This is a genomic window from Labrenzia sp. C1B70 (assembly GCF_000475395.1).
GTDB classification, from domain to species: domain Bacteria; phylum Pseudomonadota; class Alphaproteobacteria; order Rhizobiales; family Stappiaceae; genus Roseibium; species Roseibium algicola.
Window position 1 is genome coordinate 245,223 of record NZ_AXCE01000062.1, and the last position, 20,461, is coordinate 265,683.

18 protein-coding genes are annotated in these 20,461 nt (G+C 60.4%); 10 read left to right on the plus strand and 8 right to left on the minus strand.

Features of this window, described 5'->3' with window-relative positions; all coding sequences use genetic code 11:
- Positions 1–153: 153 nt before the first annotated feature.
- Positions 154–1,557: a pseudouridine synthase gene (locus tag Q666_RS62025; protein WP_023002047.1), complete on the plus strand. Its 1,404-nt coding sequence runs from the start codon at positions 154–156 to the stop codon at positions 1,555–1,557.
- Positions 1,554–2,111 carry a 16S rRNA (guanine(966)-N(2))-methyltransferase RsmD gene (gene rsmD / locus Q666_RS62030; protein ID WP_023002046.1) on the plus strand — a complete coding sequence of 186 codons (558 nt, stop codon included), beginning with the start codon at positions 1,554–1,556 and terminating at the stop codon, positions 2,109–2,111. The genes Q666_RS62025 and rsmD overlap by 4 nt, the downstream gene beginning before the upstream one ends.
- 57 nt (positions 2,112–2,168) lie before the next feature.
- Here rsmD and Q666_RS62035 read toward each other — a convergent pair whose 3' ends face one another.
- The 6 genes from Q666_RS62035 to purD form a co-directional block, all read right to left on the minus strand.
- Complete coding sequence (locus Q666_RS62035) at positions 2,169–2,978, minus strand: MBL fold metallo-hydrolase (RefSeq protein WP_208993950.1); 810 nt, start codon at positions 2,976–2,978, stop codon at positions 2,169–2,171.
- Positions 2,979–3,246: 268 nt separating this feature from the next.
- Positions 3,247–3,591 carry a hypothetical protein gene (locus Q666_RS62040; RefSeq protein WP_023002044.1) on the minus strand — a complete coding sequence of 115 codons (345 nt, stop codon included), beginning with the start codon at positions 3,589–3,591 and terminating at the stop codon, positions 3,247–3,249.
- 115 nt (positions 3,592–3,706) lie between these two features.
- Positions 3,707–4,555, minus strand: a complete 849-nt coding sequence (locus tag Q666_RS62045; protein ID WP_023002043.1) for a patatin-like phospholipase family protein — start codon at positions 4,553–4,555, stop codon at positions 3,707–3,709.
- Positions 4,556–4,678: 123 nt separating this feature from the next.
- A complete protein-coding gene (locus Q666_RS62050; RefSeq protein ID WP_023002042.1) occupies positions 4,679–7,828 on the minus strand; it encodes an EAL domain-containing protein in 3,150 nt (1,049 codons plus the stop codon).
- A gap of 427 nt (positions 7,829–8,255) precedes the next feature.
- Positions 8,256–9,173 carry an alpha/beta hydrolase gene (locus tag Q666_RS62055; protein ID WP_031269739.1) on the minus strand — a complete coding sequence of 306 codons (918 nt, stop codon included), beginning with the start codon at positions 9,171–9,173 and terminating at the stop codon, positions 8,256–8,258.
- 110 nt (positions 9,174–9,283) lie between these two features.
- Complete coding sequence (gene purD, locus Q666_RS62060; protein WP_023002040.1) at positions 9,284–10,555, minus strand: phosphoribosylamine--glycine ligase; 1,272 nt, start codon at positions 10,553–10,555, stop codon at positions 9,284–9,286.
- 368 nt (positions 10,556–10,923) lie between these two features.
- Here purD and ubiA point away from each other — a divergent pair, with 368 nt between their 5' ends.
- The gene (ubiA, locus tag Q666_RS62065) at positions 10,924–11,880 is read left to right on the plus strand and encodes a 4-hydroxybenzoate octaprenyltransferase (RefSeq protein WP_023002039.1); all 957 of its coding nucleotides are present in this window, start codon (positions 10,924–10,926) and stop codon (positions 11,878–11,880) included.
- A gap of 52 nt (positions 11,881–11,932) precedes the next feature.
- Here the strand turns inward: ubiA and Q666_RS62070 are convergent, their stop codons facing one another.
- A complete protein-coding gene (locus tag Q666_RS62070) occupies positions 11,933–12,523 on the minus strand; it encodes a DUF6101 family protein (protein ID WP_208984425.1) in 591 nt (196 codons plus the stop codon).
- A 443-nt stretch (positions 12,524–12,966) separates the two neighbouring features.
- On the opposite strand from Q666_RS62070, the gene Q666_RS62075 reads away from it, so the two are divergent.
- Genes Q666_RS62075 through lpxK form a run of 6 tightly spaced genes read left to right on the plus strand, consistent with a single transcriptional unit; the run spans position 12,967 to position 18,478 of the window.
- The gene (locus Q666_RS62075; protein WP_023002037.1) at positions 12,967–14,310 is read left to right on the plus strand and encodes a TldD/PmbA family protein; all 1,344 of its coding nucleotides are present in this window, start codon (positions 12,967–12,969) and stop codon (positions 14,308–14,310) included.
- Positions 14,297–15,145, plus strand: coding sequence for a 3'(2'),5'-bisphosphate nucleotidase CysQ (locus Q666_RS62080; protein WP_197923128.1), 849 nt, complete (start codon positions 14,297–14,299; stop codon positions 15,143–15,145). Before Q666_RS62075 ends, Q666_RS62080 begins: the two co-directional genes overlap by 14 nt.
- Positions 15,146–15,179: 34 nt before the next feature.
- Entirely contained in the window at positions 15,180–15,419 is a 240-nt protein-coding gene (locus tag Q666_RS62085; protein WP_023002035.1) for a DUF4170 domain-containing protein, read from the plus strand.
- Between the two features lie 32 nt (positions 15,420–15,451).
- Positions 15,452–16,150, plus strand: coding sequence for a lysophospholipid acyltransferase family protein (locus Q666_RS62090; RefSeq protein ID WP_023002034.1), 699 nt, complete (start codon positions 15,452–15,454; stop codon positions 16,148–16,150).
- Entirely contained in the window at positions 16,143–17,459 is a 1,317-nt protein-coding gene (locus Q666_RS62095; protein ID WP_023002033.1) for a 3-deoxy-D-manno-octulosonic acid transferase, read from the plus strand. The genes Q666_RS62090 and Q666_RS62095 overlap by 8 nt, the downstream gene beginning before the upstream one ends.
- On the plus strand, positions 17,456–18,478 hold the full coding sequence (lpxK, locus tag Q666_RS62100; protein ID WP_023002032.1) for a tetraacyldisaccharide 4'-kinase: 1,023 nt from the start codon (positions 17,456–17,458) through the stop codon (positions 18,476–18,478). The genes Q666_RS62095 and lpxK overlap by 4 nt, the downstream gene beginning before the upstream one ends.
- Positions 18,479–18,504: 26 nt before the next feature.
- Here lpxK and Q666_RS62105 read toward each other — a convergent pair whose 3' ends face one another.
- The gene (locus tag Q666_RS62105) at positions 18,505–18,717 is read right to left on the minus strand and encodes a DUF2093 domain-containing protein (protein WP_023002031.1); all 213 of its coding nucleotides are present in this window, start codon (positions 18,715–18,717) and stop codon (positions 18,505–18,507) included.
- Positions 18,718–19,029: 312 nt separating this feature from the next.
- Between Q666_RS62105 and tldD the strand changes: the two genes are divergently transcribed.
- Positions 19,030–20,454: a metalloprotease TldD gene (gene tldD, locus Q666_RS62110; RefSeq protein WP_023002030.1), complete on the plus strand. Its 1,425-nt coding sequence runs from the start codon at positions 19,030–19,032 to the stop codon at positions 20,452–20,454.
- The last annotated feature ends 7 nt before the right edge of the window (positions 20,455–20,461 follow it).

The window sequence follows — 20,461 nt, forward strand, 5'->3', positions numbered from 1 at the left end:
TCTGTTTACCCGTTATTATGCCGGGCGTCAGCCCCGGACAGGGCCTTCGCCGAGGCGTCAGGCCGCTGCCATGCATCCGGAGCACGGCGCCTCTGCGGTTTATGCAGAAAACAAGCGATTCCCGAAAGGCTCAAGCTCTGCTATGACGCGCGCATGACGACAAGAAAATTCTCTTCCGAGCGCCCGGGTCCCGCAAAAGGCCGGGGACGCGATAAACGTGCACCGGAAAAGCGCCGGTCCGCACCGAACGACAAATCGAAAGCCGGCCCCAAAAAGGGCGACTTCGAAAAACGGGCGCCGAGACCGGCGACTGCACCGCTGGCAGACGAAGCCAATGATCGTGGCGAACGCATTGCCAAGGTCATGGCGCGCGTCGGCCTGTGTTCTCGCCGAGAGGCGGAAGTGTGGATCGAAAACGGCAGGGTTGAGCTCAATGGCAAGCTGTTGACCACGCCTGCGGTAACAGTGACAGCTGACGACAAGGTGCTGGTGGACGGGGAACCGTTGCCGATGCGCGAGCGCACCCGGCTCTGGCTCTACCACAAGCCACGGGGTCTGGTGACGACCAACAAGGATCCGGAAGGCCGTCCGACGGTGTTCCAGCGCTTGCCCGATGATCTCCCGCGCGTCCTGACCGTGGGCCGGCTCGACATCAATACTGAAGGCTTGCTGCTCCTGACCAATGATGGCGGCCTGGCGCGCGTTCTGGAATTGCCGGCCACCGGCTGGTTGCGCCGCTACCGCGTGCGCGCCTTCGGCAAGGTGACCCAGGCGGATCTCGACACATTGAAGGACGGTATCGCGATCGATGGCGTGCTCTACGGCGCGATCGAGGCGACGCTCGACAAGGAGCAGGGCAACAACGTCTGGATGACGGTCGGCCTGCGCGAAGGCAAGAACCGTGAGGTCAAGAGGGTTCTGGAACATCTCGGCCTTGCCGTGAACCGCCTGATCCGCCTGTCCTATGGCCCGTTCCAGCTGATGGATCTGCCGGAAGGCGACGTCCGTGAAATCCGGGGCCGCGTTTTGCGTGACCAGTTGGGCGATACGCTGGCCGAGGAAGCCGGTGCGGATTTTGACGCTCCGATCTTTCATGCCCCCAAGCCGGAAGCGGAAAAGAAGTCAGCAGGCGCCAAGCGTGGCGGTGGCCGGGAAAGTAGCGGCAGGGATGGCGGCAAGCGTGAAGCCAGCCAGGGCCGATGGATGACCGCGCGAGAAGGCCGTAGTGAGACCGATCGCAAGCGCGCAGCCAAGACTGAACGCAACGAAAAGCGTGAAGATCGCAAGAAGGCATCCGGCCAGGGGCCGCGCAAGAATGCCGGGCCGCGCCAGGAAAAAGTAAAAGTCTCGCCGCGCTCCCGTTTCCGCCTGACGTCCGAACCGAAACCACGCAAGGATTTCGGTGAAGAGCGTTTCACACCGCCGCCGCGCCGCATCTGGGGCGAGGAAGGTGTGGTCGAAGACAAGCAGCAGGAACGCCGTTCCAGCCGTGACAAGGACGACCGGCGCGGGCCTCCGAAAGGTGGACGTCCGCCGCGTCGCGGGGATCGTTCGTGAGAATAGTCGCCGGGCGTTTCAAGGGCGCGGCTCTGGCCGCGCCGAAATCGCACGACACACGGCCGACCAGCGACCGATTGCGAGAAACCATTTTCAACATCCTGGCTCATGGCCTGGATGTTGATCTTGAAGATGCAAGGGTCCTGGATCTTTTTGCCGGCACGGGCGCGCTGGGCTTCGAGGCGATCAGCCGGGGCGCCCGCCATTGCACTTTCATCGAAGAAGGGACGGAAGCGCGCGGCATCATTCGCCGGAACATGGAGGCCCTGGGCCTCAATGGCGCTGCCAAGATCTTCCGGCGCGATGCGACCCGCCTTGGCAGTGCAGGCACCATCGAGCCTTTCGATCTGGTGTTTGCCGACCCTCCCTATGACAAGAAGCTGGGTGAAAAGGCCCTTGCTTCGGCAGCGGGCGGAGACTGGCTGAAACAGGGTGCCTTGTGCGTGCTTGAAGAGAGATCTTCAGCTCACATCGATGTTCCTGAAGGCTTCGAGGAACTCGACCGCCGCCAGGCAGGCGATAGCCAGGTCGTGTTCCTGCGATATGGCGGCTGAAGTCTCTTTCGGCCCGCCATCAACCCTCTCGTCTCGCTATGGGATTTCCTTCGTCCGTCAGGCGCCGCCCGGCATCATGATGTAGGCGGTTTTCCGCGTTGGCAGGCTGGAACGGCTGACGATCAGGGCCGGCGTTTGCGCCCGCACGATGTCATACCCTGCCTCCTGTGCTCGCCCGACAAAGGCCTGAAGTGCTCCGGAAAAATGGAAGTGCATCGGCACGACCATCGCAGGGCCGATGCTTTCCAGAACGTCCATCAGGCTGTCCAGCCGAAGCGTCGAGGAATTGTCTATGGCCGCAAATACGACGTCGATCTGACCTAGGCGGACGAGATCTTCCTGCGTAAGCCGGTGATGCAGGTGGCCGAGATGCGCAATGCACATGTCGGCCACCTCGAAGATGAAGATCGAATTGCCGAGCCGGCGTTCTTCCCCGTCCCAGCCACGGATGTTGGTCTGGATATTGCGGATGCGGACATCCTCAACAGTGACGTCATGGTCCAGCGGCCCGCCCTTCGGATTCCAGCCGTACAGAAGATGTTCGATGTTCGGATCCGGGCTGATGGAGTAATGCGTGCTGTGAGCCCCGTTCATCGTGGCTACATCCGGCGGCAGAAGCGGGCGGACACTGTCGTTGTAGTCGGTTGCGATCCGGACACCCTTGGGCGTTTCAAGTTCAAAGGTGGAATGGCCGATGTAGCGGATCTGGACTTCGTTTGCCTGAAGTGACGCGCGCCAGATGCGCATTTCGTCCGGCCCGGGTGCTCGGTAGGGGGCGTCTGCAACCAGTTGACAGACCGCGAATGCGGGTCCTGCAACAACAGCTGTAACCAGAAGGCCGAGCATCACCGGAACCAGCCGGTACAATCCGCCGGCCTTCTGTCGCCGTCCGTGAATTGGGAAAAAGCACATCGCCATGTCAGTCCATCCCGAAAACCACACCTGAGCAAAATACTAGGGGGCAGACCGCCAACGGCAAGGCATGTCGAGGTGTGCGCTGCCCGTTTGCCTGAAACTTGAGACGTTTTGGAAGGGGATGCCAAAAGAAAAGGCAACCGGCCTGCGCTTGTAGCTGCAAAGGCGGTTGCCTGAGGTGGGGGCGGGTGGGAGGAAGAACCAGCCCCGGAATTGACTTTCAGACCACGTAAAGACTGACCGGCGGTTTCCCGGACTTTGCCGTCCGGTTGGCCGCGTCGCCTTCGCTCATGAACCCGGCGCTGCTTGCCTGGCGGTAGATAAGATCGCCCGCGTGTCCGGCCTCCATGACCAGCGCCTGCTGGCTGCAAAGCGAGGCCAGCGAAAGACCCAGACGGCGGAAATGCGCACGGCGATAGCAGTAGACGGCAAGCGCCGCGCGCTGCTGTTCCGGCAGCTGGCATCCGACATCAGTAACCGCGTTCAACGTTGCATCCAGCAACCGTTTCAGCAAATCGTCCGATACCGGACAGGCTTCCAAATCTGTTGATCCCGATGGCCGCATTGACCTTCTCCTAATAGATTGAGAAAAGTATTTAGGAGTAAGATTAATGATTTGTTAAACGCAAAGTCGGGTCCAATAAAAAGGAATTATACGGATAAATCTGCTGATGTTGCCATCAAGTAACTTCCATTGTTTCTTTTATCAGTTCCTCCAGTTTTGCCCTGGTAACTGTACGCAAGGATTCCGCCTTATCCAGTATGCTCTCGGCTTTCATGAAGTCCAGAACCCGGATGGAGTCATGGGGCGGGCTGACCAGGATATCCGGTTGATCTGATTTCAGTTTTTGCTTTGTGATGGTCTGCATCAGGATCTGGGAAGAGCCGAACAGGGAATCCAGCATGCTGATGTCATCCTTGTTGTCTCGCGGCACCGGCGCGCCAACGACATCAACGGCAATGACGATATCGCAACTCGCCCTGAGCCCGTCGAAAGGCAGTGGATTGACGACGCCGCCGTCGATGAGAAACCGGTCGCCATAGCGCACGGGTCTGAAAACCGCGGGAATCGCTATCGAGGCGGCCAGGGCGGGCAGCAAGGGGCCACTTTCAAAATCCACTTCCTCGCAGCGATAGAAGTCCGTCGCCAGCATACGCAGCGGGATGTCCAGGTCTTCGAACGTTTCGGACAGATAGTCCGAAACAAACACTTCCAGCACGCGAAGCGGGTCGAACTGCACCGGGCCGCCACGGAACACATCTGCGAACTTGCGTGGTCTCAACTGCCACAGGCGCGACAACACACTGTTGCGATCAGCAAAAATCTCCAGCGCAATGTCGCGGATTTCCTGGCCACTGCGACCACTGGCATAGGCCGCCCCCATCAGGGCACCGATGGACGTGCCGTTGATCCGGACAGGTTTTATGCCCAGGTCATCCAGCGCTTCCAGAACGGGGATGTGGGCGAGGCCGCGCGCACCGCCGCCGCCAAGGGCAAGACCGATTCTGGGGGAGGAGGTAGAGGGCATGGCGCGGGTCCGGCATTGAGAGCGTTACTCCCTGCACATGGGGGCTGGCGCGCGCCTTGCCAACCTCGCAACTGCCTGCAACGGCAGTTGCGAACAGGAAAACCCTCTCAGTGCCGGAAAAACTCAGATCACGAAGTATAGATCGTCCGCGGCTTCCGACATCCAGTCCGTTGCATGATCAAACGGCATCGGCCGGGCAATCAGGTAACCCTGGATCGAGAAATCGCCCATCATCCGAAGCCGGTCGTATTGCTCTTCGGTTTCAACGCCTTCGCAGACGATGCCGATGTTGAGCGATCGGGCCAGGTGGATGAGCTGGTTGACGATCACTTCCTTTTTCGGGTCCTGAAGCATCTGGCGCGTGAAGGAGCGGTCGATCTTCAGCCCGTTTATCGGCAAGTCCGAGACATGGGAGAGGGACGCATAGCCGGTGCCGAAATCATCCAGCTCGATATGAACGCCGAGCTCGAAGAGTTGCCGCAGCGCAGCCAGGTGACCCGACCGGTTGTCGTTCAGGAACACCGATTCCAGAACCTCGGCAGTGATCCGCTCCGGTCCGACATTGTGCTTTTCCATCGCGGCCTTAAAGTGCTCGAGCAGCAGCCCGGACGACAGGTGCGATGGCGAGATGTTCACGGAGATGCGGCCAAAATCGAGGCCCTGGTCGATCCAGTGCCGGGCAGCGGCAAAAGCCTTGTCGATGACAATCTCACCCAGGATCGGCGCCAGACCGGATTTTTCCACGACCGGCAGAAAGTCTCCGGGCGAAACCGTGCCGCGTTCGGGGTGTCGCCAGCGTACCAGTGCTTCGATGCCGGTGACGGCCTGAGTGCGCAGGTTGACCTGCGGCTGGAACACGAGGAAGAACTGGTCGTTCTTGACCGCGTCCTTCAGTTCCAGCTCGATCTGTGCTTCCGTTTCACTGTCTGTGCGCATATCCGGACGGAAGAAAGTATAGCGGTCCTTGCCGTTTTCCTTGGACTGGTAAAGCGCGAGATCGGCATTGACCAGAAGCGTGTCGAAGTTGTCACTGTCCTCCGGGCACAGTGCCAGTCCCATGCTGACGGTCGGCCAGAACCTGTTGCCGTTGAACTCCATCGGCATCCGCATGATCCGGCGCGCCCGTTCGCACAACTCGTTGGGATCCGACGTTCCGCTCTCCGCCAGAATGACGAACTCGTCGCCTCCCCAGCGATAGGCCGTGCCCAGCCCACGGCAGACTTCGCGCAGCCGGCGGCCCGTCTCTTCCAGGCAATGATCGCCGGCAAGATGGCCGAGCGTATCGTTGACCCGCTTGAAACCGTCCATATCGACGTGAACCAGGAACGCCGGCTTCTCGCTCCGGGCGAAACGCTCCTTGGCATCGCGCTGGCAGCCGGCGCGGTTGGACAGTTTGGTCAGGGGGTCGAAATAGGCCAGGCGCTCTGCCCGGACCTTGGCTTCGCGGGTTTCGTTTTCCCGCTGCACCCGTTCGGAAACATCATTGGCAATGGCCACGAACAGGTCGCGGTCCTGATCGCGGAGAAGCTGTACCCTGAGATCGACCGGATATTCCGTGCCATCCTTGCGCCGGTGAACGCTTTCGACCGACAGGTTGTCCCGATGTCCTTTCAGGAGGGGCGCGACGTGGCGCCGGACCGTGTTCGGGTCGTAAACGGGATCGATATCGCCGATTTTCTGGGATTTCAGCTCTTCGATCGTGTAGCCGAGATTGGCCAGGGCACAGCGGTTGGCATATTCGATCTGGAAGGTTTCCGCGTCGAGGATGTAGATCTCGTTGAGCGAGGATTCCAGAATGTTGGCCAGCAGATGGTTCCTGCGTTCTGCCAGGCATCGGTCGGTGATGTCGTGAACGGTCCCGATCACCTTGGATGCCTTACCGTCCCGACCGGCAAGCACATACCCGCGAACGTGCAGGTACTGGATGGTGCCGTCGTCATGTACCAGCGGGTGTTCGGTGTCGAATTCACCGCAGGATTTCACTGCTGCGTTGACCGCGTCCAGGGTTTTCTTCCGGTCGTCACCGGGAATACGATCAAAGAGATAGGCCTGGATCTCGTTTGCCGGAAGGTTCGGCGGGATCTTCATGACCCGGTAGTATTCTTCCGAGCCCAGGATTTCGTTTGAAGCGATATCGCGTTCCCAGCTGCCCACATGCGCAATCCGCTGGGCTTCGATAAGCTGAAGCGTGCTGCTTTCCAGCTTCAGGGTATTGTCCAGAACTTCTGCCTCGAGGCGCGAACGCGTCAGCTGCACGGAGGACTGAAGGCGGGACAGGAGACGAAAGACCACCGTCCAGGCGAGCAGCGCCAGACCGATGCCTGCCATCAGAGAAAGCAATGTCCCCTTGGCAAAGTCCCAGATGTTGTCCGTGATGTCCTTTACCAGCAGAAGCTTCACGTCGTTGTTCGGGGTTACGACCATAATTGGCAGATCGCGAACCATGAACACCTTGCTGTTCTGGAGGAAGAAGCTGTTGAAGCCGGCGAAGTGGCCGTTGGAGGCGATCTTGCTGAAGTCGAAGCCGGTCGGCGTCAGATTGCCTAGAACCTTGTAGTGAACCGTGCTGGAATCACCTGCTTCGGCGACTTCGCAGGCCTTGACGATCTGGGCATTGACCGCGGAACTGGCCAGCGCGAGCGATTGTTCGATATTGATCGCGAGTTTCAGATACCCGATCCGGGATCCCTCAACGAGCCAGGGTTTCAGCACGCTGACGATGAACTCGTTGTTGCGGCCGAGTTCTATAGCATCGACTTCGCGAAAACGGTTGGAATTCAGTTCGGTCTCGAAGCTGGCGGAATCCTGCGCCGGAGTGGTATTGCTTTGCGCGCGATAGACGATCTGCTGGTCGGCGGAATAGATGGTCAATTCCGCAATATTGAGATCGGCAGCTTTTCCGGCAAAGACTCTGTCGGCAACGGCCTTGATGTTGGCGGTGTCTTTCTTGCGGATGGCTGTCTGCAGATCGGTGTCGGCGCTGACGACACTGACTGCCTGATCGAGCGTTTGTTCCCCCAACGCTCTTTGATGCATCAGAAGACGTTCAGTCGTCCGGACGATCAGGTCCTGCGGCTCGCTCAGCGTACGATATTCCGTCACCACGTTCTGGAGCGTCAGGACGGCAACTGTCAGGCAGAGAAACGACAGAAAAACGACGCGAAGGGGTTTTTCGAAACGGGTTTCGTCCTTGCACCACCGCGCCAGGATCTGGTCAAGAATGGCGCTCGGACTTCGCCCGCGCGCCTGCGTGCGCGATTTCTCGTCGCGCAAGTCCTTGTCTTGCCAAAATTCTTGCTTGCCCACGCGTTGCACCCGTTCCCCCGAGCAGCCGTAGCTCCTCTTTGATCGGCAAGGACAGTCCACTTTTTGTTATGGTCACCGGGCACGGCGAAGTTATGCAAACCATCACTGCCAATTTTCTCAATAGGCTGTATTGGTTAAATTGTATTGAATGTGTTCCTTAAGGCTTATTAAGAATAGAGTTCATCCGAGAGGAACTCTTCCAGTCTCAAGATCAAATGTATTTGCGCTTAGCCTGATGATTGGCGGTGCAGCACAATAGTTTGATCTAAATCATACGATCACCTTTGAGCGTCACCAGTTGAGGTGAAATCGCCGCCCAAGCGTCTGTGTTTGACCCAGCCGATTGACGCGAGCCAGCCTCAGCTTGGCAAGCAAATCGTATGGGGCGGTGCCGTCAACTGCCTGATGCGCTTGCGAAGAACTCGAGGAGGGCAGCGACCGTCTCTTCCGGGGCTTCTTCGGGCAGGAAGTGCCCACCGGGAAGCGCGGCGCCGACAGCGGTCCTTGACCAGCCCCGCCAGACTTCAAGCGGATCGTCCACGCTGGTGGCGATACCTTTGCTTCCCCAAAGTGCAAGAAGGGGAACAAGGATCTTTCTTCCCGCATCCAGATCCGCCCGGTCGTGGTCGTAGTCGATCGTTGCACCTGCGCGGTAGTCCTCGCAGGTTGCCGATACCCGGTCTGGTTCGCAAAACCAGTCACGGTTATGCGCCATGGCTTCCTTGGAAAAGCACGACAGGGTCTTGGCTGCAGTCCAACTGGCCAGCGTGTGATCGAGAAATCGTATCGGTGCGGCAGAAATAGTTTTTTCCGGGAAAGGCGCAGCCTGGGCCAGAAACATCCAGTGATAGATCTTGAGGCCGAACAGCCTGTCCATCCGGTCCCAATAGTCACATGTCGGAAGGATGTCGAGAACGGCGACCTTCAGAAGGGCTTGCGGGTGATCGAGGGCAAGGCGGTAAGCCACCCGGCCGCCACGGTCATGGCCAGCCAGAAAGAACGTCGAGTGGCCGAGCACCTTCATGAGCTCGACCATGGCCGAGGCCATGCTTCGTTTGGAATAGGCCGCGTGATCGTGTGATAGCGGCGGCACGGACGAACGGCCATACCCCGGCAGGTCGGGCAGGACGAGCGTGAAGTGTTCCGCAAGCTGCGGGGCCACCTTGTGCCAGCAGACATGAGATTGCGGGTAGCCGTGCAGCAAAAGCAACGGTGGGCCGGACCCGCCGGTCCGGCAGAACAGCCGAACATCGTTGGCTTCCACAGTGATGCTGTCAAACCCCGGAAACAGATCCGGCAGGTCGTTTTTCACGTCTGTCTCCCCAGCCCGCACCGGGGAGAAGATTACCTTTGCTTTCAAGCGCCTGCCAAGTCCCGGAAACCGGAAATGCCACGATTGCCGGTTTTTCGCTTGGCTCGGCCTCAGCTTTCCCGGGCGATGGCCCGCCAGCCGATGTCGGTTCGGCAGAAGCCTTCCGGCCAGTCGATGTCGCGGATCCTCTCGTAGGCCCGTTGCTGTGCCTCGCGAACGGTGGTGCCGACCGCCGTCACGTTCAAAACGCGTCCGCCATTTGCCAGGATCTGCGTGCCATCGCGTTTGGTGCCTGCGTGAAAGACGGCAACGTCATCCGTTGCTGGTGTATCGAGACCACGGATTACCGTGCCCTTGTCGTAGTTGCCCGGGTAACCCTTGGCGGCCATGACCACCGTCAGTGCGGCTTCGTCACGCCAGTCCGCCGTTGTCTGGTCCAGCCGGCCCTCGACGCTTGCAAGCAGCAACTCCAGCAGGTCGCTCTTGAGACGCATCATCAGGACCTGACATTCCGGATCACCGAAGCGGGTATTGTATTCGATCAGCTTCGGACCGTTCTTGCCGATCATCAGACCCGCATAGAGAACGCCCTTGAAAGGGGTGCCACGTTTGGCCAGTGTCGCGATGGTCGGCTCGATGATGGTACGCATCACCTCGGCAATCAGTGCATCTGTCAGGACGGGAGCTGGCGAGTAAGCGCCCATGCCGCCGGTATTCGGGCCCTCGTCACCATCATAGGCGCGTTTGTGGTCCTGGGCGGTGGCAAGCGGCAGTGCGTTGGTGCCGTCGGACAACACGAAGAAGCTCGCTTCCTCGCCTTCCAGGAATTCCTCGATGACGACTTCCGCACCTGCAGCCCCAAACGAGCCTTCGAAACAGGCCGTTACCGCCTCTTTGGCGTCTTTCAGGGTCATCGCGACGACGACGCCCTTGCCGGCTGCAAGCCCGTCCGCCTTCACGACAATCGGTGCACCTTTTTCCCGGACATAGGCGAGCGCGGCATCTGCCGTATCAAAGCGGCCGTATCCGGCGGTCGGAATATCTGCTTCGTCGCACACGCCTTTGGTGAAGGCCTTGGAGCCCTCCAGTTGGGCCGCTGCCCTGGACGGACCGAAAGCCTTGATCCCGGCCGCTTCCAGATCATCGACAAGGCCGGCCACAAGCGGTGCCTCGGGGCCGACGACCACAAGATCGATGGCATGTTCGCGACAGAAACCGATGACTGCCTGATGATCCGCGGTGTCCAGATTGCAAAGCTCGGCCACCTCGGCAATCCCGGCATTGCCGGGCGCCGCATAGAGCTTGGTCAGCTTGGGAGATTTTGCCAGCGCCCAGGCGAGCGCGTGTTCGCGGCCGCCGGATCCGATCAGGAGAAGTTTCATAAACGGGCAGTCTCTTCGTGAAGGTTGAAGCAAGAGGGCCGTCCCCTAACACGGAGGGCGGCATACCGCAATTGGCGGCGCATACAACGGCGCATTTCTGCCGGTCACCGCCCAACTTGTGAGGCGGTGGGAGAGGTGGTTTCCGCGCCCAGGAAAAGGCCGGAACGCTTGTCAGCCAGGTGTGGCAAGCGCGAAGAGGAAACCGAGGGCTCACCGGGGTTGGGTCGTCAGACCATGGCACCTTGCCCAACTCTGAGTTTCACGATAGCGCCCCTGTGACCTCTTGCGGGATGAATTTCCTGCCGAAAATCGCTAAAAGAACCTGAGAAGGGCGGAAAGCAGGAGCGTTTCCGCCGGATAATCGAGAAATGGACGGATCGAAAGTGTTTTCCACGAACGACACGGGGCCGGTTGCAGATGCGGTCAAGCAGCACTGGGTGGACACGCGGCTGCCGGCTGGCCTGCGCCCCTATGCGCGCCTTGCCCGCTGGGAACGTCCGATCGGTTGGTGGCTGTTGCTGTGGCCCTGTTTCTGGTCGGCGGCATTGGCGGCGGTCGCCGGTGGCAAGGCCTGGCCGGACCCCTGGCACATGGTTCTGTTTTTCATCGGTGCGGTTGCCATGCGCGGTGCAGGCTGCACCTACAACGACCTTGTCGACGTCGACATCGATTCCAAGGTCGAGCGGACCCGCTCCCGACCCATCCCGGCGGGGCAGGTGTCCAGACTTCAGGCAAAGATCTTTCTGGTGGTCCAGGCCCTCATCGGCCTTGCGGTGCTGCTGCAGTTCAACACCTACACGATCTGGCTGGGCATCGCCTCGCTGCTGCCGGTTGCGGTCTATCCGTTCATGAAACGCATTACCAACTGGCCGCAGCTGTTTCTGGGGTTCGCCTTTTCCTGGGGGGCGCTCATGGGCTGGGCGGCCGCCTTTGGGTCTCTGTCCTGGTCACCGGTGTTTCTCTATATCGGCGGCATCTGCTGGACGATCGGCTACGACACGATCTATGCCCATCAGGACAAGGAGGACGATGCGCTTGTCGGTGTGAAGTCGACGGCCCGCCTCTTCGATGAGCACACCAAGCCGGCTCTCATCCTGCTCTACAGCTGCGCAACCACACTGTTCTTTCTGGCTGCGATCTTTGCCGATGCCGGTCCGGCCGCTTTTATCGGCATCCTGGCTGGCGTCATTCATCTGGGGTGGCAGATCGTCGTTCTGGATATCGATGACGGCGATCAGTGCCTGCAACTGTTCCGATCCAACGGGACCTATGGCTGGATCCTGTTCTTCGGTTTCTTCGCCGATGCCCTTATCGGTGCGCTCTAACGAAAAAAGCCCCGCTCAGCGGGGCTTTTTTTGAAGACTTTCGTGCGCACCCTCAGGTGCGGGCAATGATCTCACGCTCATTGGCGTGGACGGTTGCCGAAGGTTCCTGCCGGCCGGGAAGACGGCGGTTCAGGAAGCGCGGACGGCGGCCGGTCAATAGGCGTAGCTTGCGCCGGGGCGCAGGTTTTGAAGCCGGAACGGCGCTGTAGGCTTCGATCGGCTTTACCTTGCCGCCGAGGTCACACACCAGCATAGGCAGGTTGAACACCTGAGCCCACCGGCTCCACAGGACTGCAAGGTCATCGGATTTCTCGGTTTCGGCCAGGGTGATCGACAGCGCGCTATCGGGATGTTTCAGGATCAGTGCCGCCACGATTTCGCCCGGCACTGCGCCCGGAACGATCCGGACCATGACACCATCGAAACCTTGAGCGGGCACCACCACCGTCACCGGAACACCGGCAACCCGCCGCTTGATGACCGCCCTGTCGCGATCCAGGAAAATTTCGGCTGGCAGGGAAGGGGTACCCGGCCGGTTTTCAAGGCGTTGCTCGAAGTGGGCCGGCAGGCAACCGGGATGCGGCATCGTTTGGGCGCCGACCCCGGTTGCTACCATTTCCTGTATTTCTGTTTGACGTCTCAAATGACTCTCCACCGGACCTTTAGGTCGGACCATTTTTGGTCTCTCGATGCATTCAATCTACTGAAGAAAAGTCGTGAACCACTTAAGATACAGAGTTAAAAAAGTCTGATTTATAAGAGGGTTACTGGAATGTAATCAGACAGGTAACACCTTGTTCAGTCATGTGGCAGATTCGACTTGATACAACCCTTGAATGAATTTTCCGCCCTGTCCCGATCCCGCCTATCTTGCGGTCATCATTACGAAAATCGGATGAGGCGCTGCGGCATTGCAACCTCTTGCCGGAACCGGCTCAAAATCCCATTTCCCACCTATCAGGGGAAAACCATGGCTCTGGAAGGCGCCCGGCACGACCGGATTGCCCGCAAAAGGCCCCGACAGTTGCAGCGCAGCCGTGCGGGGCGTAAACAACTGCCGAACCAGAAGACGAAAGAGCGGACACGATGTCGGAACTGATTGATCAAAGCGAATTGCAATCTCGGGCAGCCCGTCTGGTGGAAGCAGCCCGCAAGGCCGGAGCTGACGCCTGCGACGCGATTGCGGTTACCGGTGTCTCGCTTTCGGTCGATGTTCGCGAAGGCAAGGTGGAAGAAACCGAGCGCGCCGAAGGCGACGACGTCACCTTGAGGGTGTTTGTCGGCAAGCGCACTGCTGCTGTCTCAGCCAACCGTCTCGATGATCCAGCAAGCCTGGCTGAACGTGCCGTCGCCATGGCCAAGGTCGCGCCGGAAGATCCCTATGCCGGTCTTGCCGATCAGGATCTTCTCGTGAAGGAGTTTCCGGAACTCGAGCTTCTGGACACAAAGGAAATGACCGCCGAGGACCTGACGCAGATTGCGCTGGAAGCGGAAGCTGCCGGTCTGGAAGTCGAAGGCGTCACCAAATCCGGCGGTGCGGGGGCCTCCTGGCGTCTTGCCGGTGTCGTTCTGGCGACCAGCCATGGGTTCCAGGGGTCCTACATGTCGTCCCGCTATGGCATGTCCATGACAGCCGTCGCAGGGGAAGGGACCGGCATGGAGCGGGATTACGATTTCGACAGCCGCACCTATTATGAAGACCTGGAAGCACCGGCGGAAATCGGACGCAGGGCCGGGGAAAGAGCTGTGCGCCGTCTCAACCCGAACAAGCTTTCGACCCGCACCGCGAACGTCATTTATGAATCGCGCGCTGCCCGCAGCATTCTCGGGCACCTTGTCGGGGCGATCAACGGGGCCGCAATTGCGCGCAAGACCAGCTTCCTGAAAGACCGGATGGGCGAGGCCGTGTTCGCACCTGGCATCCAGGTGGTTGACGACCCGTTCAAACGCCGGGGTGCCGCAACACGCCCCTTCGACGGGGAAGGGACCCGGGCGGAACGTCTCGATGTCATTGAAGACGGTGTCCTGCGACACTGGTTTCTGGACGGTGCCTCCGCACGCGAACTGGGCCTGACGCCCAATGGCCGGGCGCACCGCAGTGGCAGCGGCACGTCGCCTGGCGCAACGAACGTCACATTGATGCCTGGCGAAAAATCGCTGGAAGAATTGATGGCGGAAGCCGGGCAGGGCCTGCTGGTGACCGACCTGATCGGTCACGGCGTAAACGGCCTTACCGGTGACTATTCGCGCGGGGCAGCCGGGTTCTGGTTCGAAAACGGCCAGATCGTAGAAGCCGTCAGTGAAATCACCATTGCAGGCAATCTGAAGGACATGTTTGCACGGCTCGTGCCTGGCAGCGACCTCGACAATCGTTATTCGGCAGCCACTCCCTCGGTCATGATTGAAGGAATGGCCCTTGCCGGAAGCTGACAAGGGCCTGAACGACACCGGACGAAGCGAAATCGGGCTGGATGAAGCCGGAAGGGACGCGGACCTGCGCCTGCTCGAGTTGGCTGCGCGCCAGGCGGGCGATATTGCGCTGGGTTTCTTCGGTCAGGATCCGGAGACCTGGTACAAGGGCAAGGCGGGCATGTCGCCGGTTTCCGAGGCAGATCTCGCGGTAGACCGTTTTCTCGCGGACTACCTGCGGTCCGCGCGGCCGGACTACGGCTGGCTTTCGGAGGAAACCGCCGACGACCGCAGCCGTCTCAACCACGAGCGCGTCTTCATTGTCGATCCGATTGACGGCACGCGGGCTTTTCTGGCGGGTGGGGACGAATGGACGGTGGCGATTGCCGTGGTCGAGGCCGGTCGGCCCGTTGCAGCTTCGGTCTTTTGCCCGCGCCGGGACGAGATGTTTCTGGCCCGTACAGGCGGCGGAGCCTGGCTCAATGGGGCGCGACTGGCGGTGTCAGATCGCACCGGCCTTTCCGGTGCAACCTTGACCGGACCTCATTCCATTGTCGCCAATCAGGACGTTGTCGCTGCAGGATTTGTCGGCACGGAAATCCTGCGCTCCCTGGCCTATCGGCTGGCGATCGTGGCGGCGGGACGGGTCGATGTCGGGGCCGCACGAGGCGGGCCGAGTGATTGGGATCTTGCGGCGGCGGATCTTTTGGTGCAGGAAGCGGGCGGTGTATTGACCGACCTGTCGGGTCGGAACCTGATCTACAACCGCGCCAAGACCGGCCACCCGGCCCTGATCGCAGCTCCTGTTGCGCTGATCGGGCCTGTGCGCGATGCGCTCGACGACCTGATCAGGTAACAGACCGGTTGCAGCGACGAAAGCGAGGATATTGATGAGTAATACCGATACTCCGAAGCAGCTCCTTCATCTTGTGTTCGGCGGCGAGCTGGAATCACCGGAAGGGCTGACGTTCCGCGATCTGGACGAACTGGATATCGTCGGAATCTACCCGAATTATGCCGAAGCCTACAAAGCCTGGAAATCCAAGGCACAGGCGACGGTCGACAACGCTCATATGCGTTACTTCATCGTCCACATGCATCGCTTGCTCGATCCGGAAACGGCTTCTTAAGGCAGCACAGCTCTCTCAGGCGACAACACCAAATGATAAAACGCCTCGGCCGTCAGCCCTGGGTTCTGGCCAGCATCGGCACTTTGATGGCCGTTTACCTGAAACTGGTCTACCGTACCAACCGGTTCGTGATCGATCCGGAGGGCGTGCACGAACGTTCCGAACAGGATCTCCCGGTTATCGTGGCCATGTGGCACGGCCAGCACTTCATGGTGCCCTTCGCCAAGCCAGCTCACTGGCCCGCAAAGGTGATGATTTCCCGGTCTGCCGATGGCGAGGTCAACGCGATCGCGGCCCGCAAGCTCGGCCTCGGCCTGATCCGTGCCTCCGGCGGCAAGAACGCACGCCAGATAAAGAAGCGCGGCGGCATGCGTGGTTTCATCGAGGCGCTTCGTGCGCTCAAGGAAGGCTATTCCATCGCCATGACGGCGGATGTGCCAAAAGGTCCGGCCCGCAAGTCCGGCGTTGGCATCGTTCAGCTTGCCAAGCATTCGGGCCGTCCCGTCCTGCCTGTGGCCGTGGCAACCAGCCGCAGCATCGAGCTGAACAGTTGGGACAAGGCCAGCGTCAACCTGCCGTTCGGTCGGGGCAGCATCGCGGTGGGTGATCTCATCTGGGTTCCCGCCGATGCGGACGACGACACGCTTGAGGAATACCGCCTCAAGGTGGAAGAGGGGCTCAACGCCGCAACGAAACGTGCTTACGAGCTGGTCGGAAGGGCGGATGGCTGACCGGCGACCCCTTGTCTTCAGTCTCTACAGGGGCCTTGCACGGGCCCTGACGCCTCTGTTCAATCTGCTTTTCTGGCTGCGCAGCCGCTCCGGCAAGGAATTGCCGGCCCGCAAGGGGGAGCGTTTCGGACGGAGCGCAACAAGCCGGCCTGCCGGCAAACTTGTCTGGATCCATGCGGCCAGTGTCGGTGAAACCGTATCCGTGCTGCCGCTGGTTGACGAACTGACGGCGTTCGGCAACAAGGTGCTCCTGACCACTGTCACCGTGACGGCGGCGCAGCTGGCACAGGGCCGCTTGCCGGAAGGGGCAATCCACCAGTTCATGCCATTCGATGCCCCCGGGCCGATCAGCCGATTTCTCGACCACTGGTCCCCGGATCTGGCGATGGTGGTCGAATCCGAAATCTGGCCCTGTCTTTTTGATGAAATGCGTTCACGGCAAACGCCCTTCGTGCTTCTCAACGGCCGCCTGTCGGACCGGTCGTATCGAAGCTGGGCGCGCTTTCCGCGTATTTCCCGATATCTGTTTCGGTGTCTGGACATGGTTCTGGCGCAAAGCGCCGCCGATGGCGAAAGGTTCCGCCTGTTGGGCTGCCGCAATGTTTCAACGCCCGGCAATCTGAAATTCGATGCACCGGACCCGGCCGTGGACGAAGGCCAGGCAACCGCCCTGTTGGCGCAGACAGGAGCGCGTCCGGTCTGGCTGGCCGCCCTGACGCATCCGGGCGAGGACGAGATCGTGCTCGAGGCCTTCGGCCGTCTCACCGAGGAGTTTCCCGGTCTCCTGCTGGTCCTGGTGCCGCGACATCCCGTCCGGACAGATGATATTGCGGCCATGATCGATAGCCGTGGCCTGCGTGCGGCGCGTCGAAGTTTGGGTCAGGCAATTGAAACGGACACAGATGTCTATCTCGGTGATACACTGGGCGAGATGGGACTTTTTTACAGATTGGCACCGGTGACGTTTTTGGGTGGTTCATTCAACGATGCAGGCGGTCATAACCCGGTGGAAGCTGCATTGTCGGGCTCCGCGCTGGTCACTGGCCCGCGTGTTGCGAACGCCCGAGCCGTCTACAAGGACTTCTGGAGCCGGCGGGCTTCGCTGAAAGCGGAATTGCCGGAGAACCTGGCAGATTGTGTCGGCAGTCTTTTGCGCGATGCTGACGCTGCCCGGGCGCAGGCGGAAAGAGCAAGAGCCCTGGTCGAAGCCGGGCGCGGTGCCTTGGCCGAAACCCTGAAAGTGTTGCAACCCATGTTGGGAAAAGCAGGGCCGGCGACTGACGATCCGCTGCCGCGGGGCCGCGCATGAAGTCGGCGCCCGACTTCTGGTGGAAGCCGGGACAGACACTGGCAAGTTGGCTGCTGTCGCCGGCAGGCTGGATTTACGGACTGGTCTCTGGCCGCCGCATGTTGAAGAAGCCGAAGGCGAAAAGCCGGTTGCCTGTAATCTGCGTCGGCAATTTCGTCGTCGGCGGAACCGGAAAGACACCCTTTGCCATCGAACTGTCCTACAGATTGCAGGAAGAAGGCTTGCGGCCCGGTTTCCTGCTGCGCGGTTACGGCGGCAAGGCCAAAGGGCCGCTCCTCGTCGATGCCAGCATGCACGACGCCGATGTTGTCGGTGACGAGGCATTGTTGCTGGCCCGGTACGGTCCAACCGTGATTGCGGCCGACAGGCCGTCGGGGGCACGGCTTGCCGAACAGCAACCCATTGATGTCCTTTTGATGGATGACGGGTTTCAGAACCCGGCGCTGGCCAAGGATCTCAGCCTGGTGCTGGTTGATTGCAGCGTGGGGTTCGGCAATGGCAAGTGTCTGCCTGCCGGTCCCTTGCGGGCACCTGCGGCCAAGCAGATCGTGAAGGCCGATTGCCTGGTCCTGGTGGGCGAGGGGGATGCGGCAGAGGAAGCTGTGCATCTGGCCGGGCGCAAGGGGCTGCCGATCCTTCACGCACATGTGCGGCCACAGCCGAACGATGAACTGGCGGGAAGCAGGCTCTTTGCATTTGCGGGCATCGGCAGACCGCAGAAATTCTTCGATACGCTGAAAACGCTTGGCTACGACGTGAAGAAAACGCGGGAATTCCCCGATCACCATCAATACACGCAAGCCGACGTGCGTGCGCTACTGACCGAAGCCGAGGAAGCCGGGTTCAAGCTGGTGACAACGTCCAAGGACATGGCCAGGCTGGAAACGTCGACGGGAGAACTGTTCCACTGGATCGCATCCAGTGCGGCCGTTCTGGAAGTGCGAATGGAGATTGACGACGAAGACAGGCTGGCGTCACTCATCAAGGAGCGGCTACGTCGGCGTCAGTTCGGAAAATGAGGCTGCTTGAGTTCGCCTGATGCGGCTCAGCGCGTTTCCAGATACCGCTTCATGGACGCATTGGCATCGACATAGGCTTCCTGCCGTTCAACAGACCAGTATTTCAGCTCGTCCAGCGGGATCGCCGTTCCGGTCACCGCACAGCGCACGAATGTCCCCGGTGTTTCCACCTGATAGTCGCCATCCAGGTAGCGAACGCGGGCTTCATTGGGGATGCGCGGATTTTCGTAGCGGTTCATGATCTGCAGTTTGGCTGTCGGTCTATCGGGTAGTCTTGGTAGCATTTATGGCAGACTGGCAGGAGAGGGCAAGTCAAAGCTTTGCCAGCGGGCCTTTTCCCCGTTGCGGGACAGTCGGCTTCAAAACCGCGCAGGGTAACCCGGCCCCGACTGCATTCCGGCGCGCGGTACTGTATGACTGGCAAGTGGAATTCTCCGCTTATGGGATGATTTGCGCGCCAAAACGCCTATGTTGAGAGAAACAACCAAATTGCCCGGTCTGGCAATGCAACCTGCATCGGCAGACACTCCGGGCGAAATCAGGACAGACAGATGACCCTTTCCACCACCGATCTTATCGAATCTTCAGGCCTGGGCCTCGAAACGGCAAGGCGGATCACTCAAGACGCACTTGATGGAGCGGATGATGGCGAGCTTTTTGTCGAGTACCGGCAAAGCGAAGGCCTTGTCTTCGACAACGGGCGCCTGAAAGGGGCCAACTACGACACCGCACAAGGTTTCGGCCTGAGAGCCGTTGCCGGTGAAGCTGCCGGTTACGCTCATGCCGGAGATATCTCCGAAGGTGCATTGAAACGGGCGGCCGATGCGGTCAGCGCCGTCAAGAAGGGGTATTCGGGTAGCTACGCGGCAGCACCTGCGCGCACCAACCAGACGCTTTACACCGATGCAAACCCGCTTGGCGGGCCGAGCTTCGAGGACAAGGTCAAGCTGCTGCAGGAAATAGATGCCTACGCGCGGGCAAAGGATCCACGCGTGCGGCAGGTGTCCGCGTCTCTGGCGGGGTCCTGGCAGGTGGTCGAGATCCTGCGTGCGGACGGTCATCTGGTGCGCGATGTGCGTCCGATGGTGCGGCTCAGCATTTCCGTCGTCGCCGGCAATGACGAACGCCAGGAAAGCGGCTCATTCGGTTGCGGTGGCCGGGAAGGCTTCGAGCGATTCATCACCACGGAAAACTGGCAGGGCGGTGTCGACGAGGCGCTGCGTCAGGCTCTGGTCAATCTGGAAGCGGTTCCGGCACCTGCCGGCACCTTCGATGTCGTGCTGGGGCCGGGCTGGCCGGGCATTCTTCTGCATGAAGCCGTCGGCCATGGACTGGAAGGCGACTTCAACCGCAAGAAAACGTCCGCGTTCGCCGGTCTCATGGGCCAGCGCGTCGCTTCGCCTGGCGTGACCATTGTAGACGACGGAACGATTGCCGATCGTCGGGGCTCGCTGACTGTGGACGACGAAGGCACGCCTTCCAGCCGAACGGTACTGATTGAGGACGGTATCCTGAAAGGCTACATGCAGGACCGCCAGAACGCGCGCCTGATGGGCATGGAGCCGACAGGTAATGGCCGCCGGCAGTCCTACGCCCACATCCCGATGCCGCGCATGACCAATACGGTAATGATGGCCGGTGACAAGGATCCGGACGAGATCCTGGCATCGGTCAAGGACGGCATTTACGCCGTGTCTTTCGGCGGTGGCCAGGTCGACATCACCTCCGGCAAATTCGTGTTCTCCTGCACCGAAGCCTACCGCGTGGAGAACGGCAAGGTTGGCGCGCCGCTGAAAGGGGCAATGCTGATCGGTAACGGACCGGACGCGTTGACCCGCGTTTCCATGATCGGGAACGACATGAAGCTCGATCCCGGCATGGGGACCTGCGGCAAGCAGGGGCAGGGCGTGCCTGTTGGTGTCGGCCAACCGTCCATGCGCATCAATGCCATGACCATAGGCGGGACGGCGGTCTGACAAAGCC